At 71.5% G+C, this 26,063-nt stretch carries 26 protein-coding genes; 17 read left to right on the top strand and 9 right to left on the bottom strand.

Annotated features, from left to right (window positions below):
- Positions 1–207 precede the first annotated feature (207 nt).
- Complete coding sequence (locus ACFC51_RS14040) at positions 208–702, bottom strand: hemerythrin domain-containing protein (protein ID WP_376371257.1); 495 nt, start codon at positions 700–702, stop codon at positions 208–210.
- Between the two features lie 546 nt (positions 703–1,248).
- Between ACFC51_RS14040 and ACFC51_RS14035 the strand changes: the two genes are divergently transcribed.
- From ACFC51_RS14035 to ACFC51_RS13975, 13 genes are all read left to right on the top strand, one after another.
- On the top strand, positions 1,249–2,541 hold the full coding sequence (locus ACFC51_RS14035; protein ID WP_376528754.1) for a GAF domain-containing protein: 1,293 nt from the start codon (positions 1,249–1,251) through the stop codon (positions 2,539–2,541).
- Between the two features lie 48 nt (positions 2,542–2,589).
- Positions 2,590–3,183: a GNAT family N-acetyltransferase gene (locus ACFC51_RS14030; RefSeq protein WP_376371251.1), complete on the top strand. Its 594-nt coding sequence runs from the start codon at positions 2,590–2,592 to the stop codon at positions 3,181–3,183.
- A 133-nt stretch (positions 3,184–3,316) separates the two neighbouring features.
- On the top strand, positions 3,317–3,400 hold the full coding sequence (locus ACFC51_RS14025; RefSeq protein ID WP_349817346.1) for a putative leader peptide: 84 nt from the start codon (positions 3,317–3,319) through the stop codon (positions 3,398–3,400).
- Between the two features lie 116 nt (positions 3,401–3,516).
- The gene (locus tag ACFC51_RS14020) at positions 3,517–5,214 is read left to right on the top strand and encodes a nitrite/sulfite reductase (RefSeq protein ID WP_376528751.1); all 1,698 of its coding nucleotides are present in this window, start codon (positions 3,517–3,519) and stop codon (positions 5,212–5,214) included.
- A complete protein-coding gene (locus ACFC51_RS14015) occupies positions 5,211–5,390 on the top strand; it encodes a hypothetical protein (protein ID WP_376528747.1) in 180 nt (59 codons plus the stop codon). Before ACFC51_RS14020 ends, ACFC51_RS14015 begins: the two co-directional genes overlap by 4 nt.
- A complete protein-coding gene (locus ACFC51_RS14010; RefSeq protein WP_376528744.1) occupies positions 5,387–6,103 on the top strand; it encodes a phosphoadenylyl-sulfate reductase in 717 nt (238 codons plus the stop codon). The genes ACFC51_RS14015 and ACFC51_RS14010 overlap by 4 nt, the downstream gene beginning before the upstream one ends.
- On the top strand, positions 6,103–6,672 hold the full coding sequence (gene cysC, locus ACFC51_RS14005; protein ID WP_376371240.1) for an adenylyl-sulfate kinase: 570 nt from the start codon (positions 6,103–6,105) through the stop codon (positions 6,670–6,672). The genes ACFC51_RS14010 and cysC overlap by 1 nt, the downstream gene beginning before the upstream one ends.
- Positions 6,669–7,604, top strand: a complete 936-nt coding sequence (cysD, locus tag ACFC51_RS14000) for a sulfate adenylyltransferase subunit CysD (protein WP_376371237.1) — start codon at positions 6,669–6,671, stop codon at positions 7,602–7,604. The genes cysC and cysD overlap by 4 nt, the downstream gene beginning before the upstream one ends.
- A 2-nt stretch (positions 7,605–7,606) precedes the next feature.
- Complete coding sequence (locus tag ACFC51_RS13995; RefSeq protein WP_376371234.1) at positions 7,607–8,953, top strand: sulfate adenylyltransferase subunit 1; 1,347 nt, start codon at positions 7,607–7,609, stop codon at positions 8,951–8,953.
- Positions 8,954–9,187: 234 nt separating this feature from the next.
- Positions 9,188–10,303 (top strand): aliphatic sulfonate ABC transporter substrate-binding protein, encoded by a 1,116-nt coding sequence (locus tag ACFC51_RS13990; protein ID WP_376371232.1) that lies wholly within the window; start codon positions 9,188–9,190, stop codon positions 10,301–10,303.
- Positions 10,304–10,352: 49 nt separating this feature from the next.
- Positions 10,353–11,144, top strand: coding sequence for an ABC transporter ATP-binding protein (locus ACFC51_RS13985; protein ID WP_376371230.1), 792 nt, complete (start codon positions 10,353–10,355; stop codon positions 11,142–11,144).
- On the top strand, positions 11,131–12,009 hold the full coding sequence (locus tag ACFC51_RS13980) for an ABC transporter permease (RefSeq protein ID WP_376371228.1): 879 nt from the start codon (positions 11,131–11,133) through the stop codon (positions 12,007–12,009). The genes ACFC51_RS13985 and ACFC51_RS13980 overlap by 14 nt, the downstream gene beginning before the upstream one ends.
- 5 nt (positions 12,010–12,014) lie before the next feature.
- Positions 12,015–12,767, top strand: coding sequence for a sirohydrochlorin chelatase (locus tag ACFC51_RS13975; protein ID WP_376528741.1), 753 nt, complete (start codon positions 12,015–12,017; stop codon positions 12,765–12,767).
- Positions 12,768–13,038: 271 nt separating this feature from the next.
- Here ACFC51_RS13975 and ACFC51_RS13970 read toward each other — a convergent pair whose 3' ends face one another.
- From ACFC51_RS13970 to ACFC51_RS13940, 7 genes are all read right to left on the bottom strand, one after another.
- Entirely contained in the window at positions 13,039–13,797 is a 759-nt protein-coding gene (locus ACFC51_RS13970) for a MerR family transcriptional regulator (RefSeq protein ID WP_376371222.1), read from the bottom strand.
- Between the two features lie 157 nt (positions 13,798–13,954).
- Entirely contained in the window at positions 13,955–14,599 is a 645-nt protein-coding gene (locus ACFC51_RS13965; protein ID WP_376528739.1) for a DsbA family protein, read from the bottom strand.
- 82 nt (positions 14,600–14,681) lie between these two features.
- Positions 14,682–15,269, bottom strand: a complete 588-nt coding sequence (locus ACFC51_RS13960) for a TIGR03086 family metal-binding protein (protein ID WP_376528736.1) — start codon at positions 15,267–15,269, stop codon at positions 14,682–14,684.
- Between the two features lie 152 nt (positions 15,270–15,421).
- A complete protein-coding gene (locus tag ACFC51_RS13955) occupies positions 15,422–16,339 on the bottom strand; it encodes a S1 family peptidase (protein ID WP_376371215.1) in 918 nt (305 codons plus the stop codon).
- Between the two features lie 577 nt (positions 16,340–16,916).
- The gene (locus tag ACFC51_RS13950) at positions 16,917–17,300 is read right to left on the bottom strand and encodes a DUF4440 domain-containing protein (RefSeq protein WP_376371214.1); all 384 of its coding nucleotides are present in this window, start codon (positions 17,298–17,300) and stop codon (positions 16,917–16,919) included.
- Complete coding sequence (locus ACFC51_RS13945) at positions 17,293–17,841, bottom strand: DUF1697 domain-containing protein (protein ID WP_376528734.1); 549 nt, start codon at positions 17,839–17,841, stop codon at positions 17,293–17,295. The genes ACFC51_RS13950 and ACFC51_RS13945 overlap by 8 nt, the downstream gene beginning before the upstream one ends.
- Before the next feature lie 84 nt (positions 17,842–17,925).
- Positions 17,926–19,128: a S8 family serine peptidase gene (locus tag ACFC51_RS13940; protein ID WP_376528731.1), complete on the bottom strand. Its 1,203-nt coding sequence runs from the start codon at positions 19,126–19,128 to the stop codon at positions 17,926–17,928.
- Between the two features lie 449 nt (positions 19,129–19,577).
- On the opposite strand from ACFC51_RS13940, the gene ACFC51_RS13935 reads away from it, so the two are divergent.
- The 4 genes from ACFC51_RS13935 to ACFC51_RS13920 all read left to right on the top strand — a co-directional run bounded on the left by ACFC51_RS13935 (position 19,578) and on the right by ACFC51_RS13920 (position 24,886).
- Positions 19,578–20,855, top strand: coding sequence for a nucleotide sugar dehydrogenase (locus ACFC51_RS13935; RefSeq protein WP_376371264.1), 1,278 nt, complete (start codon positions 19,578–19,580; stop codon positions 20,853–20,855).
- Positions 20,852–21,802 carry a hypothetical protein gene (locus ACFC51_RS13930; protein WP_376528729.1) on the top strand — a complete coding sequence of 317 codons (951 nt, stop codon included), beginning with the start codon at positions 20,852–20,854 and terminating at the stop codon, positions 21,800–21,802. Before ACFC51_RS13935 ends, ACFC51_RS13930 begins: the two co-directional genes overlap by 4 nt.
- The gene (locus tag ACFC51_RS13925; protein WP_376528726.1) at positions 21,799–23,271 is read left to right on the top strand and encodes a glycosyltransferase; all 1,473 of its coding nucleotides are present in this window, start codon (positions 21,799–21,801) and stop codon (positions 23,269–23,271) included. The genes ACFC51_RS13930 and ACFC51_RS13925 overlap by 4 nt, the downstream gene beginning before the upstream one ends.
- Before the next feature lie 100 nt (positions 23,272–23,371).
- Positions 23,372–24,886, top strand: a complete 1,515-nt coding sequence (locus ACFC51_RS13920; RefSeq protein ID WP_376528723.1) for a polysaccharide deacetylase family protein — start codon at positions 23,372–23,374, stop codon at positions 24,884–24,886.
- On the opposite strand, the gene mgt is transcribed toward ACFC51_RS13920, so the two are convergent.
- Positions 24,858–26,060 (bottom strand): macrolide-inactivating glycosyltransferase, encoded by a 1,203-nt coding sequence (mgt, locus tag ACFC51_RS13915; RefSeq protein WP_376528721.1) that lies wholly within the window; start codon positions 26,058–26,060, stop codon positions 24,858–24,860. The genes ACFC51_RS13920 and mgt overlap by 29 nt on opposite strands.
- Positions 26,061–26,063: the final 3 nt, after the last annotated feature.

Below are 26,063 nucleotides of genomic sequence, written 5' to 3'. Positions count from 1 at the left end.
CGGTCGCGCGGGGCCGGGTGGGAAGCACAGCAGGCCGCACCGGCAGCCGGGATCCGTCTCATCTTCCGTGTCGGCGCGCGACGACGATCGTCGCCACCACGATCACGGAGCGGGAAAGACGAACGGCTCCCACCGTGGGACGATCACGCCGAAACGGTCGACGGCACCGGTCAGGCCGTACCTGACCGGTGCCGTCGACCGTGAGGTTCACTGCGCACGGACGGCCGCGCGGACGTTCTCGATGCTCCCGCAGTCGGCCTTCAGGTGCTTCTCCCTGTCCCGGAGGAAGACCGCACCGAGCTCGGCGCGCCGCTCGTCCGGAACGTTCTCCCGTGCCCCGTTGAGGATCGTGCGCTCCTCCTCGTCGAGGTGGTGCGTGACGGCTGTGGCGAGGTCCTCCAGCTTCTCGTCCCACGCGTCGGAGCCGACCTCTTCCACCTCCAGAAGCGCAAGGAGCGCCTCATTGCCCTCGTGGTGCTCCTCCTCGCCGTGCTCGACCTCCTCGTCGTCCACGTTCCGGAACCGCTTGAGCGCGGGGTACACCTCGGCCTCCTCCGCCTCCGCGTGGGCGATGAGGAGCGCGGCGAAGTCCTTCAGGGCCGCCTCCCGGTCCTCCTCCACACTCCGCATCCGCCGGAGAAGTTCCTCCATGGTGCGATGGTCATCGATGATCGCGGCCACCACGTCACGCGCTTCGGACACTCCAAGCTCCTTCCCTCGGGCCAGTGCTCCGCTGGTACCCCCGGCAGGTGCCGCCAAGCAGGGGCCGCGCACCCAGCACCCGAGCGGGCTCCAGCACTCGTGGGCAGAGACATGCCCCGAGGTGTCCTGGACGTAGGGAGAGCGTGTCCGGCAGGGGGTTCACTCCCTGGGCGGCGAGGGCCGAGGGGGGTGGGCGCACGCTTGACTCCATGACCCGCAGGGGGAACAACTCCTGCTGCCTGACCGGCACACTCGGGTCCGGGAGCCGGGACCGCGCGGGAGGCCCCGAGGGCAAACGCCGGAGGGTGGTGCTGCGCCGACACGGCACCACCCTCCACGCTTGTGCACCACCACGCGGTGGGGTCGAGGACTCCCCGCACGGTGTGACGCCACTCTCGTACGGTCCACGGGCCGTCACCAGAGTTGCAAGGGGTTGCAACCATTGCGTGGAGTGCCGGTCAGGAGGACCCTCGCACGGCAGGATGGGTCCTTCGGGGCCGGTTCCCCTCTTCCGGGCCGGACCCACGTCGCGTAGGGGGACACGCCATGGACACACGCCCTGTCGCGCCGGCACGGCCGAAGAGCGCCTCGTACCCCGCGGTGACCGAGCGCCTGGTCCACCGGGCACGGGAGGCCCGGCTGGCGGGCGAGCGCACGGCCGCCGTTCCGCGCGCGGAGATCGAGGCCTCCTGGGACCGTGTGCTGCGCAGCGGGATGGACCCGGAGCAGGCCCCGGAGAGCAGGCTCCTGGAGACGGACGAGATCGAGCACCGGCGCAGAGCGGCGGCGATCGGCGAGGTCATGCCCCTGCTGCGGGACGGGCTGGCCACGATCGCGGACGCCGCGCAGCAGATCATGGTGGTCACCGACACCGAGGGCCGGGTCCTGTGGCGTCAGGGGCACGCGGCCGTGATGCGCCGGGCCAGGGACATCTGCCTGGAGGAGGGTGCCGCCTGGGCGGAGTCCGCGACGGGGACCAACGCCATCGGTACCGCGCTCGCCGCGCGCACCCCCGTCCAGGTCCACTCCGCCGAGCACTTCATCCGCGCCCTGCACACCTGGACGTGCGCGGCGGCACCCGTGCGCGACCCCCGGGACGGCCGGCTGATGGGCATCGTCGACATCAGCGGTCCCGCCTCCACCTTCCACCCGGCGACGCTGGCGCTGGTCGGTTCGGTGGCGGCGCTGGCGGAGGGCGAGCTGCGCAACCGGCATCTGGTGGCGATCGAGCGGCTGCGCTCGGTGGCCGCGCCCATCCTGTGCCGGCTGGGCGGCCGCGCCCTGGTGGTGGACACCCACGGCCGGCTGGCCGCCGTCAGCGGGATGCCTCCCGTGGACCGGCTGCCGCTGCCCAAGTCGCTCCGGCCGGGCACGGTGTGGCTGGCCTCGCTCGGGATGTGCCGGGTGGAGCCGCTGCCCGGCGGCTGGCTGGTGCAGGTCGCGGACGGCGCGTACGACCGGCCCCCCCGCCGTGTGGTGCTCGACCTGAGCCGGGAGCGGGAGCTCACGGTCCATGTGGCGGGGCCCCTGGGCAGCTGGACGCGCCGGCTCTCGCCCCGTCACGCGGAGCTGCTGTACGCGCTGGCCCGGCACCGGGAGGGGCGCACGGCTGCCGAGCTCGCCGAGGACGTCTTCGGCGACGCGACCAGGACGGTGACGGTGCGGGCCGAGATATCGCGGATGCGCCGCCATCTCGCGGAGGTGCTGGCGCACCGCCCGTACCGGTTCCACGAGGGCGTCGGGGTGGAGGTCGTCCATCCGGACGAGCCCGCCGACCTGCTGCCCCGCTCGACGGCTCCGGTGGTGCTCAGGGCGCGCACACCTGCGGGGACGGTCTGAGCGGGCCCGGTTTGGGCGCGGAGCGGCGGCCGTGGTTCTCTGACCGCCATGAGCGACTTCACCGACCCCGCCCCCGCCCTCTCCGACGTGACCGTCTGGTCCTTGGAGCAGACCTCGCCGGCCGATCTGAGCCCCGCGGCAGCCCCCGTGGCCGGGGTCACCGTCACGCGCGCGGAGACACCGCTGCCGGAGTTCAGCCGGTTCCTCTACACGGCGGTGGGCGGGGACGTCCGCTGGACCGACCGGCTGGGCCTCACCTACGCGCAGTGGCAGGAGATCCTGGACCGTCCGGGATCCGAGACGTGGGTGGCGTACGAGCACGGGACCCCGGCGGGGTTCATCGAGCTCGACCCCCAGGCGGACGGCGCGGTGGAGGTCGCCTACTTCGGGCTGATCCCGGCCTTCCGGGGGCGCCGGATCGGCGGGCACCTGCTGTCGTACGGCGTGGCGCGCGCCTGGGACCTCGCGGAGCGGCACCCGGACCGGACCCCGACGAAGCGGGTGTGGGTGCACACGTGCTCGAACGACGGCCCTCACGCGATGGACAACTACCTGCGGCGGGGTTTCCGCCTGTTCGACACCAAGGTCGAGCAGGAGCCCGACGTCGCGAACCCCGGTCCCTGGCCCGGCGCCCACGCCTGACGACGCACCCCCGGTATCGCTTTGTCGACACCGGGGAGTGATCGACACCACAATGTCTCACATCTCGGGACCATCTCGTCCACATAATGGATCGTGGTGGACTGGCCCGAGATCCGCGTGACACGCTTCCGTCATGTCTGGAACTGGAATTGCCTTGGTGAGTCGGCGGCACGTCGACCTCGGCCGCATGTCCAGCGCCATCTGTCCGGTCCGCTGAGAGTCTCCAGCACCGCGAATCCCCGAAGTCTCCGCTCCACCCCCTGCGCACCGCCGCGCCTCACGCGAGTGTGCAGTTCAGAGCCGCCCTCCTGCAGTCCCGAAGGACGTATCGCCATGGCCGCCATCCCCGAGAAGCCTGCTACCGCCACGCCCCGCCGCAAGGCCGGACGTCACCGTGGTGAAGGTCAGTGGGCCATGGGTCACTTCACCCCGCTGAACGGGAACGAGCAGTTCAAGAAGGACGACGACAGTCTCAATGTGCGGACACGCATCGAGACGATCTACTCCAAGCGCGGCTTCGACTCCATCGACCCGAACGACCTGCGCGGACGCATGCGCTGGTGGGGCCTGTACACGCAGCGCCGCCCGGGCATCGACGGCGGCAAGACCGCCGTTCTGGAGCCGGAGGAGCTGGACGACCGCTACTTCATGCTCCGTGTGCGCATCGACGGCGGACGGCTGACCACCGCGCAGCTGCGCGTCATCGGCGAGATCTCGCAGGAGTACGCGCGCGGCACCGCCGACGTCACCGACCGGCAGAACGTCCAGCTGCACTGGATCCGCATCGAGGACGTCCCGGCCATCTGGGAGAAGCTGGAGGCCGTCGGGCTCTCGACCACCGAGGCCTGCGGTGACTGCCCGCGCGTGATCATCGGCTCGCCTGTGGCCGGCATCGCCGCGGACGAGATCATCGACGGCACGCCCGCCGTCGACGAGATCCACGAGCGGTACATCGGCAGCAAGGAGTTCTCCAACCTGCCCCGCAAGTTCAAGACCGCGATCTCGGGCTCGCCGGTCCAGGACGTGGTGCACGAGATCAACGACATCGCGTTCGTGGGCGTCGACCACCCCGAGCACGGCCCCGGCTTCGACCTGTGGGTCGGCGGCGGACTCTCCACCAACCCCCGGTTCGCCGAACGCCTGGGCGCCTGGGTGCCGCTGGACGAGGTCCCCGACGTATGGGCCGGTGTCGTCGGGATCTTCCGCGACTACGGCTACCGCCGCCTGCGCACGCGCGCCCGCCTGAAGTTCCTGATGGCCGACTGGGGTCCGGAGAAGTTCCGCCAGATCCTTCAGGACGAGTACCTCAAGCGGCCGATGCTGGACGGCCCGCCGCCCGCGCAGCCCTCCTCCCGCTGGCGCGACCACATCGGGGTGCACCAGCAGCAGGACGGCCGTTACTACGTGGGCTTCGCGCCGCGCGTCGGCCGGGTGGACGGCTCGACCCTGGCCAAGCTCGCCGATCTGGCCGAGGCACACGGCTCGGGCCGGGTCCGCACGACCGTCGAGCAGAAGATGATCGTCCTGGACGTCGAGCAGGACCGGATCGAGTCACTGACCGCCGGCCTGGAGGCGCTGGGCTTCCAGGTGAACGCCTCACCGTTCCGGCGCGGCACGATGGCCTGCACCGGCATCGAGTTCTGCAAGCTGGCGATCGTCGAGACGAAGGCGCGGGGCGCCGCGCTCATCGACGAACTGGAGCGCCGCCTGCCGGACTTCGAGGAGCCGCTCTCCATCAACATCAACGGCTGCCCCAACGCCTGCGCCCGTATCCAGACCGCCGACATCGGCCTCAAGGGCCAGCTGATGCTGGACGCCGACGGCAACCAGGTCGAGGGCTACCAGGTGCACCTCGGCGGCGCGCTCGGCCTGGAGGCCGGCTTCGGCCGCAAGGTCCGCGGCCTGAAGGTCACCTCGGCCGAACTCCCGGACTACGTGGAGCGGGTGCTCGTCAACTTCCAGGAGGAGCGCGAGGAGGGCGAGCGTTTCGCGACCTGGGCGGCCCGCGCCAGTGCGGAGTCGCTGTCATGAGCGAACGAGCCGCGCCGTTCTACTGCCCGTACTGCGGTGACGAGGACCTGCGCCCGCACGAGACCGGACACGGCGCCTGGGAATGCGCTTCCTGCAACCGTGCGTTCCAGCTGAAGTTCCTGGGCCTCCTGGCCCAGGGGCTCCAGCGCGACGACATGGAAGGGGACGGGACATGACGGGCACTCTGCTCGTGAGCGAGCTGACCGACGAAGCCCTGAAGGAACTGGCGGAGCGGGCCGGGCGCGAGCTCGAGGACGCCTCCGCGAGCGACATCCTGAGGTGGGCGGCCGACACCTTCGGCAAGCGCTTCTGCGTGACCTCCTCCATGGAGGACGCGGTCGTCGCCCACCTGGCCTCCCAGGTCTTCCCCGGTGTGGACGTGGTCTTCCTGGACACCGGCTACCACTTCGAGGAGACCATCGGCACGCGGGACGCGGTGGACGCCGTGATGGACGTCAACCTCATCACGCTGACGCCGCGTCAGTCGGTGGCCGAGCAGGACGCCGAGTACGGGCCGAAGCTGCACGACCGCGACCCCGACCTGTGCTGCGCGCTGCGGAAGGTCAAGCCCCTGGAAGAGGGCCTGACCGCGTACGCCGCCTGGGCGACCGGCCTGCGCCGCGACGAGTCCCCCACCCGGGCCGGAACCCCGGTCGTGAGCTGGGACGAGAAGCGCCGCAAGGTCAAGGTCTCACCGATCGCCCGGTGGACCCAGGAGGACGTGGACGCCTACGTCGCCGAGCACGGAGTTCTGACCAACCCGCTGCTGATGGACGGCTACGCCTCCGTCGGCTGCGCGCCCTGCACCCGGCGGGTGCTGGAGGGCGAGGACGCGCGCGCCGGCCGCTGGGCCGGGCGTGGCAAGACCGAATGCGGGCTGCACGGCTGATGACGACTGATCAGGAGATATCGATGAGCGTGACGGAGACGGGAGCCACCGTCTGGCTCACCGGTCTGCCGAGCGCCGGCAAGACCACCATCGCGTACGAACTGGCGGGCCGGCTGCGCGGTGAAGGGCACCGGGTCGAGGTTCTGGACGGTGACGAGATCCGGGAGTTCCTCTCCGCGGGCCTCGGCTTCTCCCGCGAGGACCGTCACACCAACGTCCAGCGGATCGGCTTCGTCGCCGAACTGCTGGCCGCCAACGGTGTGAAGGCCCTCGTCCCGGTCATCGCCCCGTACGCCGACAGCCGTGACGCGGTGCGCAAGCGTCATCAGCAGGAGGGCACCGCGTATCTCGAGGTGCACGTCGCGACCCCGGTCGAGGTGTGCTCCGAGCGCGATGTGAAGGGGCTCTACGCCAAGCAGGCGGCGGGCGAGATCAGTGGTCTCACCGGGGTCGACGACCCCTACGAGGCACCCGGGTCGCCGGATCTGCGGATCGAGTCGCACCAGCAGACCGTGCAGGAGTCCGCAGCGGCGCTTCACGCGCTGCTCACCGAGAGGGGCCTGGCGTGAGCACCGTCGCCACCGTGCCGGAAGGCACCGTCAACCCGTACGCGCTGAGCCACCTGGACTCTTTGGAGTCCGAGGCGGTGCACATCTTCCGTGAGGTGGCGGGGGAGTTCGAGCGGCCGGTGATCCTCTTCTCCGGCGGCAAGGACTCGATCCTGATGCTGCACCTGGCGCTGAAGGCCTTCGCACCCGCGCCCATCCCCTTCACGCTGCTGCACGTGGACACCGGGCACAACTTCCCCGAGGTCCTCGAGTACCGCGACCGCACCGTCGAGAAGCACGGGCTGCGCCTGCACGTCGCCTCCGTCCAGGAGTACATCGACGCCGGCAAGCTCCGTGAGCGTCCCGACGGCACCCGCAACCCCCTCCAGACGGTCCCGCTCACCGAGGCCATCCAGCAGCACCGCTTCGACGCGGTGTTCGGCGGCGGACGGCGCGACGAGGAGAAGGCCCGCGCCAAGGAGCGCGTCTTCTCCCTGCGCGACGAGTTCTCCCAGTGGGACCCCCGCCGCCAGCGCCCCGAGCTGTGGCAGCTCTACAACGGCCGCCACGCTCCCGGCGAGCACGTCCGCGTCTTCCCCATCTCCAACTGGACCGAGCTCGACGTCTGGCAGTACATCGAGCGCGAGGGCATCGAACTCCCGGAGATCTACTTCGCCCACGAGCGCGAGGTCTTCAGCCGCTCGGGTATGTGGCTGACCGCCGGTGAGTGGGGCGGCCCCAAGGACCACGAGAAGACCGAGGTCCGCCAGGTCCGCTACCGCACCGTCGGGGACATGTCCTGCACCGGTGCCGTCGACTCCGACGCCACCACCCTGGACGCCGTCATCACCGAGATCGCCGCCTCCCGCCTCACCGAGCGGGGCGCGACCCGCGCCGACGACAAGATGTCCGAGGCCGCGATGGAAGACCGCAAGCGCGAGGGGTACTTCTAGACATGAGCATCACCAGCACCGAGCAGCTCTCGGCCACCACCCTGCTGCGCTTCGCCACGGCCGGCTCCGTCGACGACGGCAAGTCGACCCTCGTCGGACGCCTGCTGCACGACTCGAAGTCGGTCCTCACCGACCAGCTCGAAGCCGTCACCCAGGCATCGCTGGGCCGCGGTCAGGAGGCGCCCGACCTGGCGCTGCTCACCGACGGCCTGCGCGCCGAACGCGAGCAGGGCATCACCATCGACGTCGCCTACCGCTACTTCGCCACGCCGAAGCGCCGGTTCATCCTCGCCGACACCCCCGGCCACGTGCAGTACACCCGCAACATGGTCACCGGCGCCTCCACCGCCGAGCTGGCCGTCGTGCTGGTCGACGCCCGCAACGGCGTGGTCGAGCAGACCCGCCGCCACGCGGCGGTCGCCGCGCTCCTGCGCGTCCCGCACGTCGTCCTCGCCGTGAACAAGATGGACCTCGTCGACTACGCCGAGCCCGTGTTCGCCGCGATCGCGGAGGAGTTCACCGCGTACGCCGCCTCGCTCGGCGTCCCGGAGATCACCGCGATCCCGATCTCCGCCCTGGCCGGAGACAACGTCGTGGAGCCGTCCGCCCACATGGACTGGTACGGCGGCCCGACGGTCCTGGAGCACCTGGAGACGGTGCCGGTCAGCCACGACCTCACCGCCTGCCACGCGCGCTTCCCCGTGCAGTACGTGATCCGGCCCCAGACCGCCGAGCACCCGGACTACCGCGGGTACGCCGGTCAGATCGCCGCCGGGGTGTTCCGGGTCGGCGAGCGGGTCTCCGTGCTGCCGTCGGGGCGCACGACCACGATCGAGGGCATCGACGCGCTCGGCGAGAGCGTCGACGCCGCCTGGGCGCCGCAGTCGGTGACGATCCGGCTGGCCGACGACATCGACGTCTCGCGCGGCGACCTGATCGCGCCGAGCTCCGACACGCCCGCCACGACGCAGGACGTCGAGGCGACCGTCTGCCACGTGGCCGACCGTCCGCTCACCGTCGGTCAGCGCGTGCTCATCAAGCACACGACCCGGACGGTCAAGGCGATCGTCAAGGACATCCCGTCCCGGCTCACCCTGGACGACCTGTCCCAGCACCCGGCCCCCGGGCAGCTCGTCGCCAACGACATCGGCCGCGTCGTCGTGCGCACCGCCGAGCCGCTCGCGCTCGACGCCTACGCCGACTCCCGGCGCACCGGATCGTTCCTTCTGATCGACCCCGCGGACGGCACGACGCTGACCGCAGGGATGGCCGGCGCCTCGTTCGCCGCCGTCACCGAGGCCGCAGCGGAAGCGGACACCTCGGCCGAGGACGCGGAGTGGGACTTCTGATGATCACCGATTTCTTCTCGACCTTCGCGAAGGAGGGCGGCCGGGTCGGCAGCGGCGCCCTCGGCAGCGGCCAGGGCGGGGTGGGGCGATGTGCGTGATGACGTACGCGCACTGCCTGCGCGCCCGCTCGTACCACCCGCACCGCCAGTTCAGACGAAGACCTGCCGACCGCCCGGCCGCGCCACCTGATCCCAGGGGGACGTGAGCACCGGGCCAACGAGAGGAAAGCCTCCCGTGCCTGCCACCCGTACCACTCTCCGCCGCGGCCTCGCCGCTGCCGCCGCGCTGCCGCTGCTCGCCGTGGCGGCCACCGCCTGCGGCTACGGCTCCGAGGCCAAGGACGACGACTCCGCCAAGTCGAACGTCTCCGCCGACGGGAAGAAGCTCTCGGCGGACACCGTGAAGATCGGTTACTTCCCGAACCTCACGCACGCCACCGCCCTGGTCGGTATCCAGGAAGGCCTCATCGCCAAGGAGCTGGGCGGCACCTCGGTCAAGCCCTCGACGTTCAACGCCGGGCCCTCCGAGATCGAGGCGCTCAACGCGGGTTCGATCGACATCGGCTTCATCGGCCCCTCGCCCTCGATCAACGGTTACGCCAAGTCCCAGGGCCAGAGCCTGCGCATCATCGGCGGCTCGGCCTCCGGCGGTGTGAAGCTCGTCGTGGACCCGAAGAAGATCAAGACCCTGGACGACCTCAAGGGCAAGAAGATCGCCACCCCGCAGCTCGGCAACACCCAGGACGTGGCCTTCCTCCACTGGATCGCCGAAAAGGGCTGGAAGGTCGACGCCCAGAGCGGCAAGGGTGACGTCTCCGTGGTCCGCTCGGACAACAAGGTGACCCCGGACGCCTTCAAGTCGGGTTCGCTGGACGGCGCCTGGGTCCCCGAGCCGACCGCCTCCAAGCTGGTCGCCGAGGGCGGCAAGGTCCTGCTCGACGAGTCGTCGCTGTGGCCGGACGACAAGTTCGTCATCACGAACATCATCGTGTCGCAGAAGTTCCTCTCCGAGCACCCGGACGTCGTGGACGCGGTGCTGCGCGGCACGGTGAACACCAACAAGTGGATCAACGCCAACCCGGACAAGGCGAAGGCCTCGGCCAACGCCGCGCTCGAGAAGCTGAGCGGCAAGGCGCTGCCCGCCGACGTCCTCGACCCGGCGTGGAAGTCCATCCAGATCACGAACGACCCGCTGGCCGCCACGCTCCAGGCCCAGGCGGACCACGCGGTCTCGGCCGGTCTGCTGGAGAAGCCCGACCTCAAGGGCATCTACGACCTGAAGCCGCTGAACAAGATCCTCAAGGCCGAGGGACAGCCCGAGGTCGCCGACGCCGGTCTCGGCGCCGAGTAGTCCACCCGACCGCACCAGGATCCCTGAAGAATCCCAGGAGGTGACGACCATGGCGACCACCACCCTCACCAAGGCCGAGGACCGTGCAACGGTCGAGCACGCCGCTCGTCTCGCGAACGTCTCCAAGTCCTTCGCCGGACCCACGGGGCAGCAGCTCGTCCTGGACGACATCACCCTCGATGTCGCTCCGGGCGAGTTCGTCACCCTCCTGGGAGCCTCCGGGTGCGGCAAGTCGACCCTGCTCAACCTGGTGGCCGGACTCGACCGCCCGACCGCGGGGTCCATCGAGACCCCCGGCGGGCGGCCGGCCCTGATGTTCCAGGAGCACGCCCTCTTCCCGTGGCTGACGGCGGGCAAGAACATCGAACTGGCCCTGCGGATGCGCGGGGTGCCGAAGTCGGACCGCCGTCCCGAGGCGGAACGGCTGCTGGAGCTCGTGCGCCTCGGCGGGGCGTACGGGAAGCGGGTGCACGAACTCTCGGGCGGGATGCGCCAGCGGGTCGCGATGGCCCGTGCGCTCGCCCAGGACAGCCAGCTGCTGCTGATGGACGAGCCGTTCGCCGCGCTCGACGCCATCACCCGCGATGTGCTGCACGACGAACTGACACGGATCTGGCGCGAGACGAACGCCTCCGTCCTGTTCGTCACGCACAACGTGCGCGAGGCGGTACGGCTCGCGCAGCGCGTGATCCTGCTGTCGTCGCGCCCGGGCCGGATCGCGCGCGAGTGGACGGTCGACATCGAGCAGCCGCGCCGCATCGAGGACACCGCCGTGGCGGAGCTGTCCGTCGAGATCACCGAACAACTGCGTGGGGAGATCCGCCGACATGGCCAGCACTGAGACGAAGGCCGACGACCTGGCGGGTCTGGAGGCGGGGCTGGACGCGCTCGACGCCGTTCAGGTGCGCAGGACGCCGGCCCGCGAGATCCTGCTCAACAAGGTCCTGCCGCCGGTCGTCGCGGTCGTCCTGGTGGTCCTCGTCTGGCAGGTGCTGGTCTGGGCGAAGGTCACCGACGACTACAAGCTGCCGCCGCCCGCGGCCGTCTGGGACAGCCTGACCGACATGTGGGTGCAGGGCACCCTGCTGGAGGTCATCTGGACCAGTGTGTCGCGCGGTCTGTTCGGCTTCGTGATGGCCGTCGCGATCGGCACCCCCCTGGGCATGCTGGTCGCCCGGGTGAAGGTGGTCCGGGCGGCGATCGGCCCGATCCTGTCGGGCCTGCAGTCGCTGCCGTCCGTGGCATGGGTGGCGCCGGCCATCATCTGGCTCGGCCTGGACGACAAGACGATGTACGCCGTGATCCTGCTCGGTGCGGTGCCGTCCGTGGCCAACGGTCTGGTGTCCGGCGTCGACCAGGTTCCTCCGCTGTTCCTCCGCGCGGGGCGCACGATCGGCGCGACCGGGCTGCGCGGCACGATCCACATCGTCCTGCCGGCGGCACTGCCGGGCTACCTCGCGGGGCTCAAGCAGGGCTGGGCGTTCTCCTGGCGCTCGCTCATGGCCGCCGAGATCATCGCCTCCTCGCCCGACCTGGGCCTGGGGCTCGGCCAGCTGCTGGAGAACGGCCGGAACAACTTCGACATGCCGGGGATCTTCCTGGCGATCCTCCTCATCCTGTTCGTCGGCATCGCGATCGACCTGCTGATCTTCAGTCCGCTGGAGCGGCGGGTGCTGCGCAGCCGTGGTCTCCTGGTGAAGAGCTGATTTCCATGGTGTCCCCCGTCCTCCTCGTCATCGCCCACGGCAGCCGCGACCCGCGGCACGCGGCGACCGTGCACGCGCTCACCGCGCGGGTACGGGCGCTACGGCCCGGGCTGCGCGTGGAGACGGGCTTCCTGGAGTTCAATGCCCCCTCGGTGCCGAGGGTGCTGGAGCGTCTGGCCGCCGAGGGCGCGGAGGAGGTCGTGGCGCTTCCGCTGCTGCTGACCCGCGCCTTCCACGCCAAGTCGGACATCCCGTCGGTGCTGCACGAGGCGCGCACGCGGCTCCCGAGGCTGCGGATCCGCCAGGCCGACGTGCTCGGCCCGTCCCCGCTGCTGAACGCGGCGCTGGAGCAGCGGCTGTACGAGGCCGGGGTCACCCTCGGCGACAAGGGCTCGACCGGGCTGGTCCTGGCCTCGGCGGGCTCCACGGACCCGGAGGCGATCGCAGTGATCGCTGAAATCGCGCGGGAGCTGCGGCACACCGGTTGGTGCGCCGTGCGGCCTGCGTTCGCCTCCGCATCTCTACCCCGCACCGCCGACGTGGTGCGGGCCCTGCGGGCGGAAGGCTTGCAGCGGGTCGCCGTCGCACCGTACGTCATCGCCCCCGGGCGTCTGCCGGACCGGATCGCGGCGGGCGCCGAGGAGGCAGGGGCCGACGTGCTGGCCGGAGTGCTCGGCCCCTCGCCCGAGCTGGCCCGGCTGCTGGTGACCCGGTACGACGAGGCGCGCGTCCCGACGGCCGGCGCGAGGAGCGCCTAGGACCCCGCCACCGGGCCGTGCCAGGGGAACTGGGTCCGGGTCGTGCCGTGTACCGGGATGATCTCGGTGTGGGGCGAGGGGGTCTTTCAGATGACCCATGGGCTTTGCAGCGATCACGCCGCTCGCCGGAAGGCACTCGATCGACCTTGGTTCGATGGTGACGATGACAGGCTCACCTCGCTCGACAACTGATGGGCCGGGCGGGGTGAGCCTGTAGCGCGACCAGCCGACGACTCTCCGGGCAGCTCTCGCGGGACAGCCCGGAGAGCAGTCAGCTGAGCCGGGTTGTGGCGTACGCCTCGATGGCGTCGCGCTGGTAGACGGCCAGGCCCGGTGCGATCGCCTCGTACGCGGCGCGCCAGGCGCTGTTGTCCACGCAGGAGCGTCCGATGGTGCGGTACTCCTCGGCGGATACGGGCCGCAGTTCGGTCATGGCCTGGTACTGGGCGTCGATCTGGGCCTGCACGGGCGCGGCGTCGGCCGGGTGGCCGGCGGCCATCAGGTCGGCCAGCAGGATCATCTGCGTCGTGCGCTCGCGCTGTCCGGCCTCGATCTCCTGCGGGGTCATTGCGGCGACCGAGCGGGCGACTTCCTGGGCGTGCTCGGGGAAGTCGCGCAGGCTCTCCTGGTACTGGGAGGGCTGGATGCCCTCGAACAGGTTCTCCGGTCGGTTGATGGTCATGGGATTGCCGTCCTTCCTGGACTGTTCCAGTTCGGCGATCGTGCGGGAGACGGTGCCGGCCAGGGCGTCGAGCCGGTCCCGCTCGGCGAGCAGCCACTGGTGGTGGCCGCGCAGGGCGTCCACCTCGTCGACCTGCTCGGCCAGGATCCGGCCCACCTCGACAAGCCCCACGCCCAGTGCCCGCAGTAGGAGAATCTGCTGCAACCGCAGCAGCTGGTGCTCCCCGTAGTAGCGGTGGCCGTTCGCCCCGATCCGGGCGGGCGGCAGCAGGCCGACCTCGTCGTAGTGCCGCAAGGTCCGGGCGGTCACACCCGACATCCGTGCGACCTCCGCAATAGGCCAGTCCATCGTCCTCTCCCTCACGATCGCGTCACCGGGCCGGTTTCTCCGGCCCTGTCAAGGACGGTAGAAGCTGCCGCAGCGGCAACCGCAAGCCCGCGCCCTCACGATCTGGATGACGGCCCGCGACTTTCCCCGACGGCCCCACCCGGCACACCAGCAACCTTCAAAGCACGGCCTGGCCGAGGTCCAGGCCGCCCGTGCGCTCGCGCTTCATCTCGAAGAAGCCCGGGTGGCCCGCCAGGACCCGGAAGCTGTCGAAGATACGCCCCGCCTCCTCGCCGCGCGGGACGGAGTTGAGCACCGGTCCGAACCAGACGGTGCCGTCGACGTGGATCGTGGGAGTTCCCACGTAGGAGCCTGCGACGGGGTCCTTGCCCCGGTCGTGGCTGCGGCGCACCGCCTCGTCGTGGGTGTCCGTGCGGGCGGCGTCCGCCAGGGCGGCGGGCAGCCCCAGTTCGGCCAGGGACTCCACGACGACGGCGGCGAAGTCCTCGTTCTTCTCCTGGTGGATACGGGTGCCCAGGGCGGTGTAGAGGTCCCGGAGGATGCCCGGCCCGTGGTCCTCCGCCGCTGCCGCGGCGACGCGGACCGGGCCGAGTGACCGGTCGACCAGATCGCGGTACCAGGCGGGGAGTTCGTTGCCGGTGTTGTGCAGGTGGAGGCTCATGAGGTGGAAGCGGAGATCGATGTCCCGATGCCGCTCCACCTCCAGCATCCAGCGGGAGGCGATCCAGGCGAACGGGCAGGCGGGGTCGAAGTAGAAGTCGACGGCCGCGCCGCCCGGTACCGTTGTCACGTGGGTGCTCATATGTGAAGCCTAGGGAGACGGTGGCCCGCCGATCTGGGCCATTCGGCCCCCATGACGGTGGGCCACCGCTCCCCGTCGGGCGTCAGGACGCCGCGGCCCCGCGCGGGTCGCGACCACTGAGGGCCAGGGCGCGCCGGAGATCGGACTCCCCTGCGGGCAGAGCGACTTCACCGGCGAAGCCCTCGTACTGCCGGTAGAGGGCGGCCGTACCTTCCACGGTCTCCAGGACGTAGCGCGCCGCGGCGGCCGAGAGCCGCAGCTCCTGCCCGGTGGCGCGGGCGACGTCCCAGCCGTGCAGCACCGTCTCCATGACCAGCATCCCGGCGACGTCCGGAGCCGGGGTGGAGCCGTGGCCGCTGTCGATGCCGCCCTCCCAGACCGCCGGGTCGGACCAGGCGGCGACCGCCTTGTCGAGCTGGACGGCGTACTGCTCGGCCCAGTCGGCGCCGGCCGTGAAGTCACGGGCCGTCAGCTCGTCGGGGATGGGGGTGCGCAGGGCGCGGCACTCCAGGCCGTGGGAGGTGTAGAGCACCCAGTGGTTGATGAGCTCCCGGAGGTCCCAGCCAGCGCAGGGGGTCGGGGCGGAGGCCGGCAGCGCGGCGTCGACGCCACGGGCGATCCGGGCGGCCTCGGTGGCGCATTCGGTCATGTGCGCGTACGCGTTCTTCATGCCGCCATCCTGCGGTTTTCGCGGGGAGCGTGTCTTGAAGAAACACGACAGGGCGGGCCCCGGAGCGACGGCCCGCGGGTACGGCGACGGCCCGCGGGTACGGCGACGGGCCGCGCTCGGGGAGCGCGGCCCGTCGGTCGTGCCCGCGAGTGCTAGAAGACGCTCACGCCGTAGGCGTTGAGGGCCTCGACGACGGGCTGGAAGAAGGTGGTGCCGCCCGAGGAGCAGTTGCCGCTGCCGCCCGAGGTGAGGCCGAGGGCCGTGGAGCCGGAGAAGAGGGAGCCGCCGCTGTCGCCGGGCTCGGCGCAGACGTTGGTCTGGATCATGCCGTAGACGATGTCGCCACCGCCGTAGTTCACGGTCGCGTTCAGGCCGGTGACGGTGCCGCTGTGGACTCCGGTGGTGGAGCCGCTGCGCTTGACGGACTGGCCGACGCTCGGGTTGGCGGCGGAGGTGATGTCCTGGTAGCTGCCGTTGTAGAGGTAGACCCGGCCGTCGGCGGCGGCGGCGTTGCTGTGCCGGATGAGGCCGTAGTCGTTGGTCGGGAAGCTGGAGCCGGCCCGCGTACCGAGGGTGGTGGTCTGGCCGGAGTTGGTGTACCAGGTGCTGCCTATCTCGGTGCAGTGCCCGGCGGTCAGCGCGTAGTACGTGCTCCCGCTGCGGACGTTGAAGCCGAGGGAGCAGCGTCCGCCGCCGGCGTAGATGGCCTGGCCGCCCGCGATGAGCTTGTTGAAGGTGCCCTCGGTGCGGTTGATGTCGGCCTTGGCGCCGGAGTCGGTGACCGACTTCTTGATGGTGGCGATCTCGGCGGCGCTGACCGTGCTGTCGACGGTCACGACGACCTTGCCGGTGCTCGCCTCGGTGTACCAGGCGGTGCCGGCGATGTCGGCGCCGCGTACGGCCGAACTGGCGTCGGCCAGCTCCGCCTTCGTCACGGTGGTGTCGGGTGCGGCCTGGGCGACAGCGGTGGGGGCCGCAAGCGCGACGGCGGTGACCAGACCCGAGGTCGCCGCGATGAGGCGAGCGCGTCTGGAGAGCGAGCCGAGGGGGGCGAAGCGCTTGAAGGTCACAGGATCCTCCGTCGTTGGGGGGTGTCCGGTCCGCTGGGTGGGCGGGCCGAGGCGTACGGCTGTTCACGACCAGTGGGTTTTCTCGTCGTGGACCTGCCAACCGCACGCCTCGAATCTTTAACTCCGCTTGACCGAGTGACAAGGTCGTCTTCCGGACCACGGGAGAGGAGCCCGCCACGGGCCCCGGCGGACGTGCGGGACGCCTCCGAACGCCTGCGTCCGCTCACCGAACGGAAGAGCGGAGCGAATTGCTGCAAAGCCCGGCACGGGGGGCGGACTTCGGCCGCCGTCTACGCGCATCGCGTTCACACATGCCGCCGGCCGCCCGGGAGCGCCGTGCGCGCGGGCGCCCCGGGCCCGGAGCGGGCCTTGCGGAGCGTAGCCCGTTCGGTCGGCTTACCGGTGGTTTGCCCGGGCGTCCCGCATGGCCGGAATCAGCCCTTCCGGCGAGAACCGGCCGGGCTCAGGACACGGATCGGACCGGGGCGGCACTCTTGCGGCGCCGCTCCGGTCTGTGCTGCGGGGTCCTCGCGCGACCGGCGGGGTGGCGGCCGTCGCCGCGGCCGCGGCGGTGGACTCAGATCTCGGCGAACGGGTCGTCGATGAAGGGCGTGGCCTGGTGGAAGTAGAGCAGCCAGCGGTCCCCGGCCAGTCGCCACAGCGAACTGCGGTGGGAGCGGAGCCCCTTGGACTCCGTGTCGAAGGTGAGGTGCACCAGATCCGCCGCGAGCTGGTCGCCCCGCATCCGTGACGCGGTGAGCGGCCCCGGGCGGGGGGCGCCCGGGTCGGTGAGCATGGCGATGATCGTGTCCCGCTCCCAGAGCCTGCCGCTCGTGCCGATCTCCCGGAACTCGGGGTGCAGGAGGGTGGCCAGCACCTCCGCGGAGGCCCGCACCACGGGATCGAGGAGGCGGAGCTCACCCTCGACGGCAGCCGCCACGGCGGGCGAGGGCTCAGTCACGTGTCATCTCCACAAGCCTGGCCACGGTGTTCCAGTTGCGGCTGGTGGTGACGAGACCACGGGTCACGGCGGGCCGCCCGAGCGCGACAGCGAGCTTGGAGCGGCCGAGCCCGTCGGGCGCGTACAGGTACAGGGCCCTGTCCCCGAGCCGGAACTCCTCGGGACGGAAGGCGGCGGCGTCGAGCCCGGCGAAGCGCGCGGCGTCGACGGCCTGGTCGAAGTAGGTCACGTGCAGTTGCTTCCCGTCGAGCTCCGCAGGCGGGAAGGGACAGGCGTCCGCGACCGCCGCGAGATAGGCGCCCGAACGGACCAGGCAGTCGACGGGAAAGCCGAAGTGGGCCTCGATCGCCTGCTCCAGTTCGTTCCTCAGGGCGTTCTCGTCGTCCGACGCGCTGCGGAAGACCGCGTTCCCGCTCTGCAGGTGGGTGGCGACGTCCTCGTGCCCCAGTCCACCGAGCAGCGTGCGGAGCTCCGCCATGGGGACCCGCCGGTGGCCGCTGACGTTGATCCCGCGCAGCAGCGCCGCGTACATCGTGCTCATGCCCCCACCCTAGATCCTCACGCGGGGAGGCCGCCGCGCCCCGTGGGGGAGGGCGCGGCGGCCTTCGCACGTGTTCCGCCGGTCCTACTCGACGATCTTCAGCAGCTTGTTCGCCGTGCCCTCGGTCGCGTTGGAGATGGCGTCCGCGGTGGCTCCGCCGGTGAGCGCCGTGGCGACCTCCTCCGGGGTGGCGTCCGGGTGCCCGCCGAGGTAGACGGCTGCCGCGCCGACGACATGGGGGGTGGCCATGGACGTGCCGGAGATGGTGTTCGTGGCGTCGTCGCTGTCGTTCCACGCGGACGTGATGTCGGAGCCGGGTGCGTAGATGTCGACGACGGAGCCGAAGTTGGAGAACGACGACTGCTCGTCGTCCTTCGTGGACGAGGCGACGGTGATGGCCTCGGGGACACGGGAGGGGGAGCCCTCACCGGCGTCGCTCGACTCGTTGCCCGCCGCGACCGCGAAGGTGACGCCGGAGGCGATGGCCTTCTGCACGGCCGCGTCAAGGGCCGGGTCCGCGGAGCCACCGAGGCTCATGTTGGCGACGGACGGTCCCTTGTGGTTCGCCGTGACCCAGTCGATCCCCGCGACGACCTGCTCGGTGGTACCCGAGCCCGCGTCGTCCAGGACACGGACGGCCACGATCTTCGCCTTCTTGGCCACACCATGGGCGGCGCCCGCTATGGTGCCGGCCACGTGCGTGCCGTGGCCGTTGCCGTCGTCGGCGTCGTCGTCGTTGTCCACGGCGTCGAAGCCCGAGGCCGCGCGGCCCTCGAAGTCCTTGTGGGTGACGCGGACACCGGTGTCGATGACGTACGCCGTGACGTCCCCGCCTGCGGCGTCCGGGTAGCTGTACGCACCGTCCCCGGCGGTCTCGGCCTGGTCGATCCGGTCCAGCCCCCAGGACGGCGGGTCGTCCTGGGTGGCGTCGATGTGGAACTTCTTGTTCTGGACGACCTTCGAGACGGCCGGGTCGGCCGCGAGCCGCTTGGCCTCCGTCTCCGAAAGCCCGTCGGCCGAGAAGCCGTTGACGGCCGAGCTGTAGCTCCGCCGGAGGGTGCCGCCGTACTCCTCGGCCAGGTCGGCCTTGTCGGCCTTCCCGTCGAGCATGACGATGTAGCTGCCGGAGACGGCCGTCGCCGCGTCCGTTCCGTAGACGGTGCCCATGGCGGGTGCCGGGGCGGCTCCCGCGAACGGCGTGGTGAGCAGGGTGACTCCGGCGGCGGCCGCCGCGGCGGTTATCGCCGCGGTGAGCTTGACCGAGCGGACGCGCTTGTGAATTGCCATGAAGAGGGGGTCTCCTCGTCATTCTTTGTGGGGGGATTGACCCTCGGCCGGAAGATCTCCGGGGGTTGCCTCGAAACCCTGCTCGATTGACGCGCCCAGATCAAGACCTTCATGTAGCCGTCACCCACTCGGCAAACTTCCGTCACAGCGGACTGTCACATTCCGCCCATGCGCGGGCATGCCGCCCACGCCCGTCCGCGCATTAGGACGAACAGGAGTTCCGGACGGGTGAACTCGAACCGACCGGGCGTGGGTGATTCCGTCCCTTCCGACGGAACAGCGAAACGGAATGGCATCTTTCGTTCGTGCACATCGCCAGCAATACACCCCATGCCGCTGACCAGGACACGTGGCGGAACGCTCGTACGACGAACAGGAACGACGATGCGCCGGACAGCGCCGGCACCCACGCGGCCGGCCCGTCCACCGAGCCGACGGCCACCGCGACCCTGCCCGCTCAGAGCCACCACGAGCGGCGTGCCGACGTCGCCGTCATCGGCCTGGGCTACGTGGGACTCCCCACCGCCCTCTCCCTGCACGCGGCGGGTCACACCGTCATCGGCGTGGACACCAGCGAAGCCAGGCTGGGGGACGTCCGGTCCGGCCGGGTCGACCTGCTGCCCTCCCAGCACAGCCGGCTGACGTCGGCGCTCCTCGACCCGGCGTTCCGGCTGACGGCCGACCCGGCGGCGGTCGTGGACGCGGATGCGGTGATCATCTGCGTGCCGACCCCGGTCGACGGGCTGCTCAGGCCGGACCTGCGCGCTCTCACCGCGGCCTGCGCGTCGGTGGTGGGCCATGCGCACCCCGGGCAGCTCCTGGTCCTCACCTCGACCAGCTACGTCGGCACCACGCGCGACCTGCTCGTCGAGCCGCTCGCGGCACGGGGACTGCGGCCGGGCGAGGACGTCTTCGTGGCGTTCGCCCCGGAGCGGATCGACCCCGGCAACCCTTCCCACTCCCCCGACCGGACCCCGCGCGTCATCGGCGGGCTCACCCCGCGCAGCACCGAGCTCGCCGCCTCGCTGCTGGCCGGCACCGCGCCCTCCGTCCACCGGGTGGACAGCCCCGAGGCCGCGGAGATGAGCAAGCTCTGGGAGAACACCTTCCGCGCCGTCAACATCGCATTGGCAAACGAACTGTCCGAGAGCTGCCTGGAGTTCGCCCTCGAACCCCGGCAGGTCATCGACGCCGCGGCCACCAAGCCGTACGGCTTCATGCCCTTCTACCCGGGCGCGGGCGTCGGAGGGCACTGCATCCCCTGCGACCCGCACTACCTGCTGTGGCAGTTGCGCGCGAGGAAGGTGGCGTCCCCGCTCGTGGACGCGGCCATGACGGCCATCGCCGAGCGTCCGGCCCGGGTGGCGGAGAAGGCACGGGAGGCCCTGGCGGCAAGGGGGCTGACGGCCACCGGTGCCCGCGTGCTGATCCTGGGCGTCGCCTACAAGCCCGGTGTGGCCGACCTCCGCGAGAGCCCGGCGCTGGAGATCATGGATCTGCTCACCGCCTGGGGCGCCACCGTCGAGTACACCGACGCCCTGGTGCCGCGCCTGGACCGGCACGGCACCGTACGCCACAGCGTCGCTGTCCCCGGGGCGCCGGACTGGGACCTCGTCGTCGTGCACACCGTGCACCCGGGAACCGATCTGGACTGGCTGGACGGCGGCCCCGCCGTCCTGGACGTCACCCACCGCCGTCCCAGGGCCACCACCGGTGCCGCCGTATGAGGAGACCCCCTGCCCCGGAGGGGGGCCGTACGCCGAGCCGGCGGGCCCTGCTCGCCGCGGCGGTCGCCACACCGGCCGCCGGGTTCGCCGCCGCCCTCACCGCGGACACCCCTGACACGGGGCCGGCCGGGAGGCCCGCCGACGGGAAGGGCACGGGAGGGCCGGCCCTCGCGGACGGGGCGTCGTGGCCCCCGGAGTCCGACAGCGGCCCCGGGGACGCCTTCCGTCCGGTCTTCCCCCTGGAAGGGCTGGTCACCAACGAGTACGCCCACAGCCACCCGGACTCCGGCGACGCCCGCCTGTCGGACGACTGGACCGTCACCAGCGGATCCCTCTTCGCGCACTGGGCGTTCGGGTGGACCGGGGTGCCCGACGGCGATTCCCCCGGCCCCGGTTCGGCCCCGCACACCGGGTCCTCGGTCTTCCGCCTCGTCAGCCGCCGCCGGGACTTCGGCGACACGGCCGTGCGGTGCTGGGTGTTCCTGAAACCGCCGGGCACCACCGGGCGCACCCCCGCACAGGACTGGGACGGGGGGCACCTCTGGCTCCGCTACCACAGCGCGCAGGAGCTGTACGCCCTGAGCTTCCGCCGCCGTGACGGGGCCGTCGTTCTCAAGCGCAAACACCCTGCGCCCGGCCGCCCCGAGGGCGAGGAGGGCGTCTACACCACCCTCGCCGCCCGCGAGTACGCCGTCGAGTACGGCGCCTGGCACCAGGTCTCGGCCACCGTGCGCGGCTGCGACGACGACCGCGTACGGATCACGCTGGCCCTGAACGGGCGGACGGTGCTGGACGCGCAGGACAGGACTCCGGGCAGGCTGACCGAACCCGGCGGGGTCGGACTGCGCGGGGACAACACCGAGATGGCCTTCTTCGGCTTCACGGCCGGGGGCGGCCACGGGCTCCGGCAGTGCACGGAGTCCTGGAACGGGGGCGGCCACCGGTGACCACCCTCGACCGCCCGGCCCCCGGTCCCCTCCCCCGCCGGCACGGAACCGTCCCCGGCCCCCGCCCGCACGGGTTCCTGCGCCGCCTGGCACCCGCCGATCCGGCACTCAGGCACGGGATGCGCCGGCTGCTCGTCCTCCTCTGCCTGATGCCCCTGCTGATCGTCCTGGCCCTCCAGGCCGCACGGCTGACGCGCCTGAACCTGCCGGTCTGCTACGGACTCGTCGTGCTGACCGGCACGATCGCCATGCTCTACGTCGCCTACAGCCGGTACGAGGACCCCGCCGAGGGCGAACTGCGGGTACGGCCCGGCCCCGGGGAGGCGTTCCCCCCGCTCACCGCGGACCCCCGCGTCTCCTTCCTGCTCGCCGTCAAGGACGAGGTGGACGGCATCGAGGCGTGCGTACGGTCCATGGCAGCGTCCGACTGCCCCGGCGTACGGATCATCGTGGTCGACGACCACTCCCAGGACGGCACGGGGGAGGTCCTCGACCGGCTCCGGGACGAGCTCGGGATCACGGTCATCCACCTGGACGCCAACGTCGGCAAGAAGCACGCGCTGGTCCGGGCCTGCGAGCTCGCCGACACCGAGATCATCGCCTTCACCGACTCCGACTGCGTGCTCGCACCCGACGCGCTGCGCCGCTGTGTGCGCGCGCTGGTCACCCACCCCGAGCTGGGTGCCGTCAGCGGTCACTGCCGTGCGCTCAACACGGACTCCGGTCTGCTGGCACGGGTCCAGGACGTCTGGTACGAGGGCCAGTTCAGGGTGGCCAAGGCCGCCGAGGCGTCGTTCGGCTCGGTCTCCTGCGTCTCGGGCCCCCTGGCCGTCTTCCGCCGGGACGCCGTCTACAACTACCTCCCCGCCTGGGCCGACGACCGCTTCATGGGCGCCCCGTTCCGCTTCGCGACGGACCGTCAGCTGACCGGGTACGTCCTCGGCCAGGCCTGGACGGGCAGGGCGCTCAAGCGCCGCTACGCCGGGTCCCCCTTCGTCGAGGAGGACTTCGCCGAGCGCCGCTGGCGCGTCGGGTACGTACGCTCGGCGAAGGTGTGGACCGACGTGCCCGCCCGGTTCGGGCCGCTGCTCCGCCAGCAGATCCGCTGGAAGAAGAGCTTCATCCGCAACCTCTTCTTCACCGGCTCCTTCATGTGGCGCCGCGGCCCCGGGCCCGCCGCCCTCTACTACGGACACGCGCTGTGGGTCCTGGCCGCACCGGTGATGGCGTTCCGTCACCTGGTCTGGGCGCCGCTGCACGGTGCCCTCTTCCTGACCCTGCTCTACTTCTGCGGCGTGGTCCTCAAGGGCTGCGTCTGGGGGCTCGCCTACAAGATCGACCACCCCGGGGACACGCGCTGGCGCTACCGGCCGCTCATGAGCCTGTTCTCCTCGGTGCTGCTCGCCTGGCTGCTCCCGTACTCCCTCCTCACCGTTCGCCGCGGCGTGTGGTCCAGGGGGGCGTCATGAGAGGCCTGGCCCGCCGGGCTTCCAGGGCGCTGGCCGCACTGCTGAGCGCGGCCGCCGTCATCGCCGTGTACCTTCTCGTGCTCTCCCGGGGGACCCTTCCGTGACCCACTCCGCGCCCAAGCGGGCGCTGCTCGGGCTGCTGGCCCTGACGATGGTCTGCGCCCCCTTCTACGGCGCCTGGCGTTACGAGGACTTCCGCAGGGCGGTGACGGCGCAGGAGGCTCCGCCCGGACCTGCATCAGGAGCCGCGGCAGCCGGGGCGGACGCGGAGTCACGCCGGAAGGGCGTCGCCCCCGTCGTGCTGGCCTACCACGACATCGGCCGCGTCGGCGGGAGCCGCTACACGGTGACCCCCGAGGCCTTCGACGCCCAGCTCGGGGCCCTCGCGGCGGCCGGCTACCGCACCCTGAGCAGCGCGGAGTTCGTCGCGTATCTCCGCGGCGGAAAGGCGCCCGGACCGCGCTCGGTGTTCCTGACGTTCGACGACGGCACGCACGGGCTGTGGACGCACGCCGACCGCATCCTCGCCACGTACGGGATGCGGGCGTCCGCCTTCCTGATCACGCGCGCGGTCGGCAGCCATCGCCCGTACTACCTCTCCTGGGAGGAGATCGACCGGATGTCCCGCTCCGGCCGCTGGGACTTCGAGAACCACACCCACGACCTGCACCGGCGGTCGGCCGTCGACGCGGCCGGGCACACGTCCTCCGCTCTCACGAGCCGGCTCTGGCTGCCCGGCGCGCGCCGCAAGGAGACGGAGGCGGAGTACCGGCGGCGCGTCGAGAACGATCTCGACCGCTCGATCGGCGACATCACGCGCCACGGTCTGCCCGTGCCCCGGCTCTTCGCGTATCCCTTCTCCGAGGCGAGCGGGCACGGGCCGGTGCCGTCGGTGAACCGGACCCTGCGGTCGGCGCTCGACGCGCGGTTCGTCGCCGCCCTGACCAACAGCTCCGACCGTCCGCTGCCGGCGGGGCGCCGGGCGGCTGCCGCACGTCAGGTCCAGCGGCTGGAGGTCACCGCCGCGACCGGCGTGGAGGACCTGCTGGCCGGGGTGGAGCGCTGGACGGCCGTGTCCCCCGACGCGTGTCCGGCCCCTCTCGCCCGTCCGCAGTTGTGGCAGCGCGACGACCACTCGGGCGACAGCGGTGTGGGGGCGCTCACCGGCGTCGGCCCCTACCCACGCGGCGGGAAGTACGCCGCCGCCGCGTACCGGCCCAGGAGTACCGCGGACTGGTCCGCCTACACCGTGGAGGCCGCGGTGGACCGGCTGCGTGAGTCGGTGAACAACGTCGGCCTCGTCGTACGTGACGGAAGCCTCGACCCGCTGGTCGTGGCGGTCAGCTTCAGCTATGTCCGCCTCATGGACCGCCGGGACGGACGCTGGCACGAGATCGGCCGCCGCAAGCTCACGGAGGCGGCTGCACACCGTGTCGAGGTCACGGTGGACGGGGACGCGACCGTGGTCGTCGTCGACGGCATGGCGAAGATCAAGCGGGTCGGCACGCGGGTGACGGGCGGAGACGCCACGGGCGGCTTCGCCCTGAGCGTGCGCAACGGCGACCCGGCCGGCGCCTGGCCGCGCTTCACCTCGCTGGCAGTTCGGCCTCGATGAGGTCGGCCGCCCGCCGCGTGCCGCCCTCGCCCGCCATGCGTTCCCGGATCCGCTCCAGCCTCGCGGCGACCTCCGGGTCGTCCACCAGGGCGAGGACGGCGGCGCGCAGGGACGCGGCGTCGGCCTCCTCCTTCGGCAGGTGCCGGGCCACACCGAGCGACTCGAGCATGTCGGCGTTGCCGAACTGGTCGACGGCCTGCGGGACGGCGACCATCGGCGTGCCGGTGGCGAGCCCTTCCTGACTGCCGCCCGCGCCTGCATGGGTGATGAAGGCGTCCGCCTGCTTCAGCACGGACAGCTGCGGGACCCAGGAATGCACCTCGATGTTGTCCGGTACGTCCCCGAGTGCGCGGGGGTCGACGTGCGTGCCGATCTGGAGCACCACGTGCCAGTCCGGGAGGTCGCCGAACGCCTCGACGCACGCGCGGTAGAAGGCGGGTTCGTCGGTGTACGACGAGCCGAGGGAGACCAGCAGGACCTTCTCCGCGCCGGCCGGCCGCTTCCACTCGCCCTGGTCGGCCCGGTCCCCCTGGCAGGCGCCGACGAAGGTGAACCTGGCGTGGTCCACCCGCTCGGCGTTCGGCTGGAGGGCCTCGGGGATCAGCACCAGACCGCGGCGCGGCCGGGCCACGAAGTCGTCCGAGGAGAGGTCGCCCAGGCCGTTCCCGGCGAGCCAGGCCGCGAAGCGCGCGTAGTACGCCCGGCCTCGTCCGGTCTGCTTCAGTCCTGCGGTCATGGGGGCCCCGACCTCCTCGGCGTACCCCTCCCAGGGCACGAGGTTGGGCCAGAGCTGGACGGCCGGCACGCCCCAGCGGTGGGCGAGGACGCGGGCCGGGTAGGAGGTGATGTCGTGCAGGACGAGGTCCGGCTCGTCCCCCTCGAATGCCTCGGCGAGCTGCGGGAGGGCCTGGACGGCGTCCTCCAGGAACGGCTCGATGTTGTCGATGAGTTCGGTGCCCCAGTCCTCCGGGTTGTCGGCGGTGGGCAGCACCGAGGTGTAGACCACGGGATGGGCGCCGGTGGCGGCGACCGTTCCGGCGAACGAGGCCGGGATGGCGTAGCTGACGCGGTGCCCACGGGCGACGAGCTCCCGGATCACGTCGAGGCTCGGGTTCACGTGTCCGTGGGCGGCGATGGAGAACATGGCGATATGGGCACGCGGGGTCGCTGTCATGCC

It is taken from the genome of Streptomyces sp. NPDC055962 (assembly GCF_042270185.1).
In the GTDB taxonomy this organism is placed as follows: domain Bacteria; phylum Actinomycetota; class Actinomycetes; order Streptomycetales; family Streptomycetaceae; genus Streptomyces.
Note: the sequence above shows the minus strand (reverse complement) of the source record. Positions and strands in the feature narration are given on the sequence as shown.

What these genes read in the sequence shown, in the direction of transcription:
- ACFC51_RS13965 (WP_376528739.1), bottom strand. Translation starts at nt 14,599, where the DNA reads ATGAGCACCCACGTGACAACGGTACCGGGCGGCGCGGCCGTCGACTTC.
- ACFC51_RS14025 (WP_349817346.1), top strand. Translation starts at nt 3,317, where the DNA reads ATGTCTGGAACTGGAATTGCCTTGGTGAGTCGGCGGCACGTCGACCTC.
- ACFC51_RS14020 (WP_376528751.1), top strand. Translation starts at nt 3,517, where the DNA reads ATGGCCGCCATCCCCGAGAAGCCTGCTACCGCCACGCCCCGCCGCAAG.
- ACFC51_RS14035 (WP_376528754.1), top strand. Translation starts at nt 1,249, where the DNA reads ATGGACACACGCCCTGTCGCGCCGGCACGGCCGAAGAGCGCCTCGTAC.
- ACFC51_RS13940 (WP_376528731.1), bottom strand. Translation starts at nt 19,128, where the DNA reads ATGGCAATTCACAAGCGCGTCCGCTCGGTCAAGCTCACCGCGGCGATA.
- ACFC51_RS13930 (WP_376528729.1), top strand. Translation starts at nt 20,852, where the DNA reads ATGAGGAGACCCCCTGCCCCGGAGGGGGGCCGTACGCCGAGCCGGCGG.
- ACFC51_RS13980 (WP_376371228.1), top strand. Translation starts at nt 11,131, where the DNA reads ATGGCCAGCACTGAGACGAAGGCCGACGACCTGGCGGGTCTGGAGGCG.
- mgt (WP_376528721.1), bottom strand. Translation starts at nt 26,060, where the DNA reads ATGACAGCGACCCCGCGTGCCCATATCGCCATGTTCTCCATCGCCGCC.
- ACFC51_RS14015 (WP_376528747.1), top strand. Translation starts at nt 5,211, where the DNA reads ATGAGCGAACGAGCCGCGCCGTTCTACTGCCCGTACTGCGGTGACGAG.
- ACFC51_RS14030 (WP_376371251.1), top strand. Translation starts at nt 2,590, where the DNA reads ATGAGCGACTTCACCGACCCCGCCCCCGCCCTCTCCGACGTGACCGTC.
- ACFC51_RS13945 (WP_376528734.1), bottom strand. Translation starts at nt 17,841, where the DNA reads ATGAGCACGATGTACGCGGCGCTGCTGCGCGGGATCAACGTCAGCGGC.
- cysC (WP_376371240.1), top strand. Translation starts at nt 6,103, where the DNA reads ATGACGACTGATCAGGAGATATCGATGAGCGTGACGGAGACGGGAGCC.
- ACFC51_RS14010 (WP_376528744.1), top strand. Translation starts at nt 5,387, where the DNA reads ATGACGGGCACTCTGCTCGTGAGCGAGCTGACCGACGAAGCCCTGAAG.
- ACFC51_RS13970 (WP_376371222.1), bottom strand. Translation starts at nt 13,797, where the DNA reads ATGGACTGGCCTATTGCGGAGGTCGCACGGATGTCGGGTGTGACCGCC.
- ACFC51_RS13960 (WP_376528736.1), bottom strand. Translation starts at nt 15,269, where the DNA reads ATGAAGAACGCGTACGCGCACATGACCGAATGCGCCACCGAGGCCGCC.
- ACFC51_RS13995 (WP_376371234.1), top strand. Translation starts at nt 7,607, where the DNA reads ATGAGCATCACCAGCACCGAGCAGCTCTCGGCCACCACCCTGCTGCGC.
- ACFC51_RS13985 (WP_376371230.1), top strand. Translation starts at nt 10,353, where the DNA reads ATGGCGACCACCACCCTCACCAAGGCCGAGGACCGTGCAACGGTCGAG.
- ACFC51_RS13975 (WP_376528741.1), top strand. Translation starts at nt 12,015, where the DNA reads ATGGTGTCCCCCGTCCTCCTCGTCATCGCCCACGGCAGCCGCGACCCG.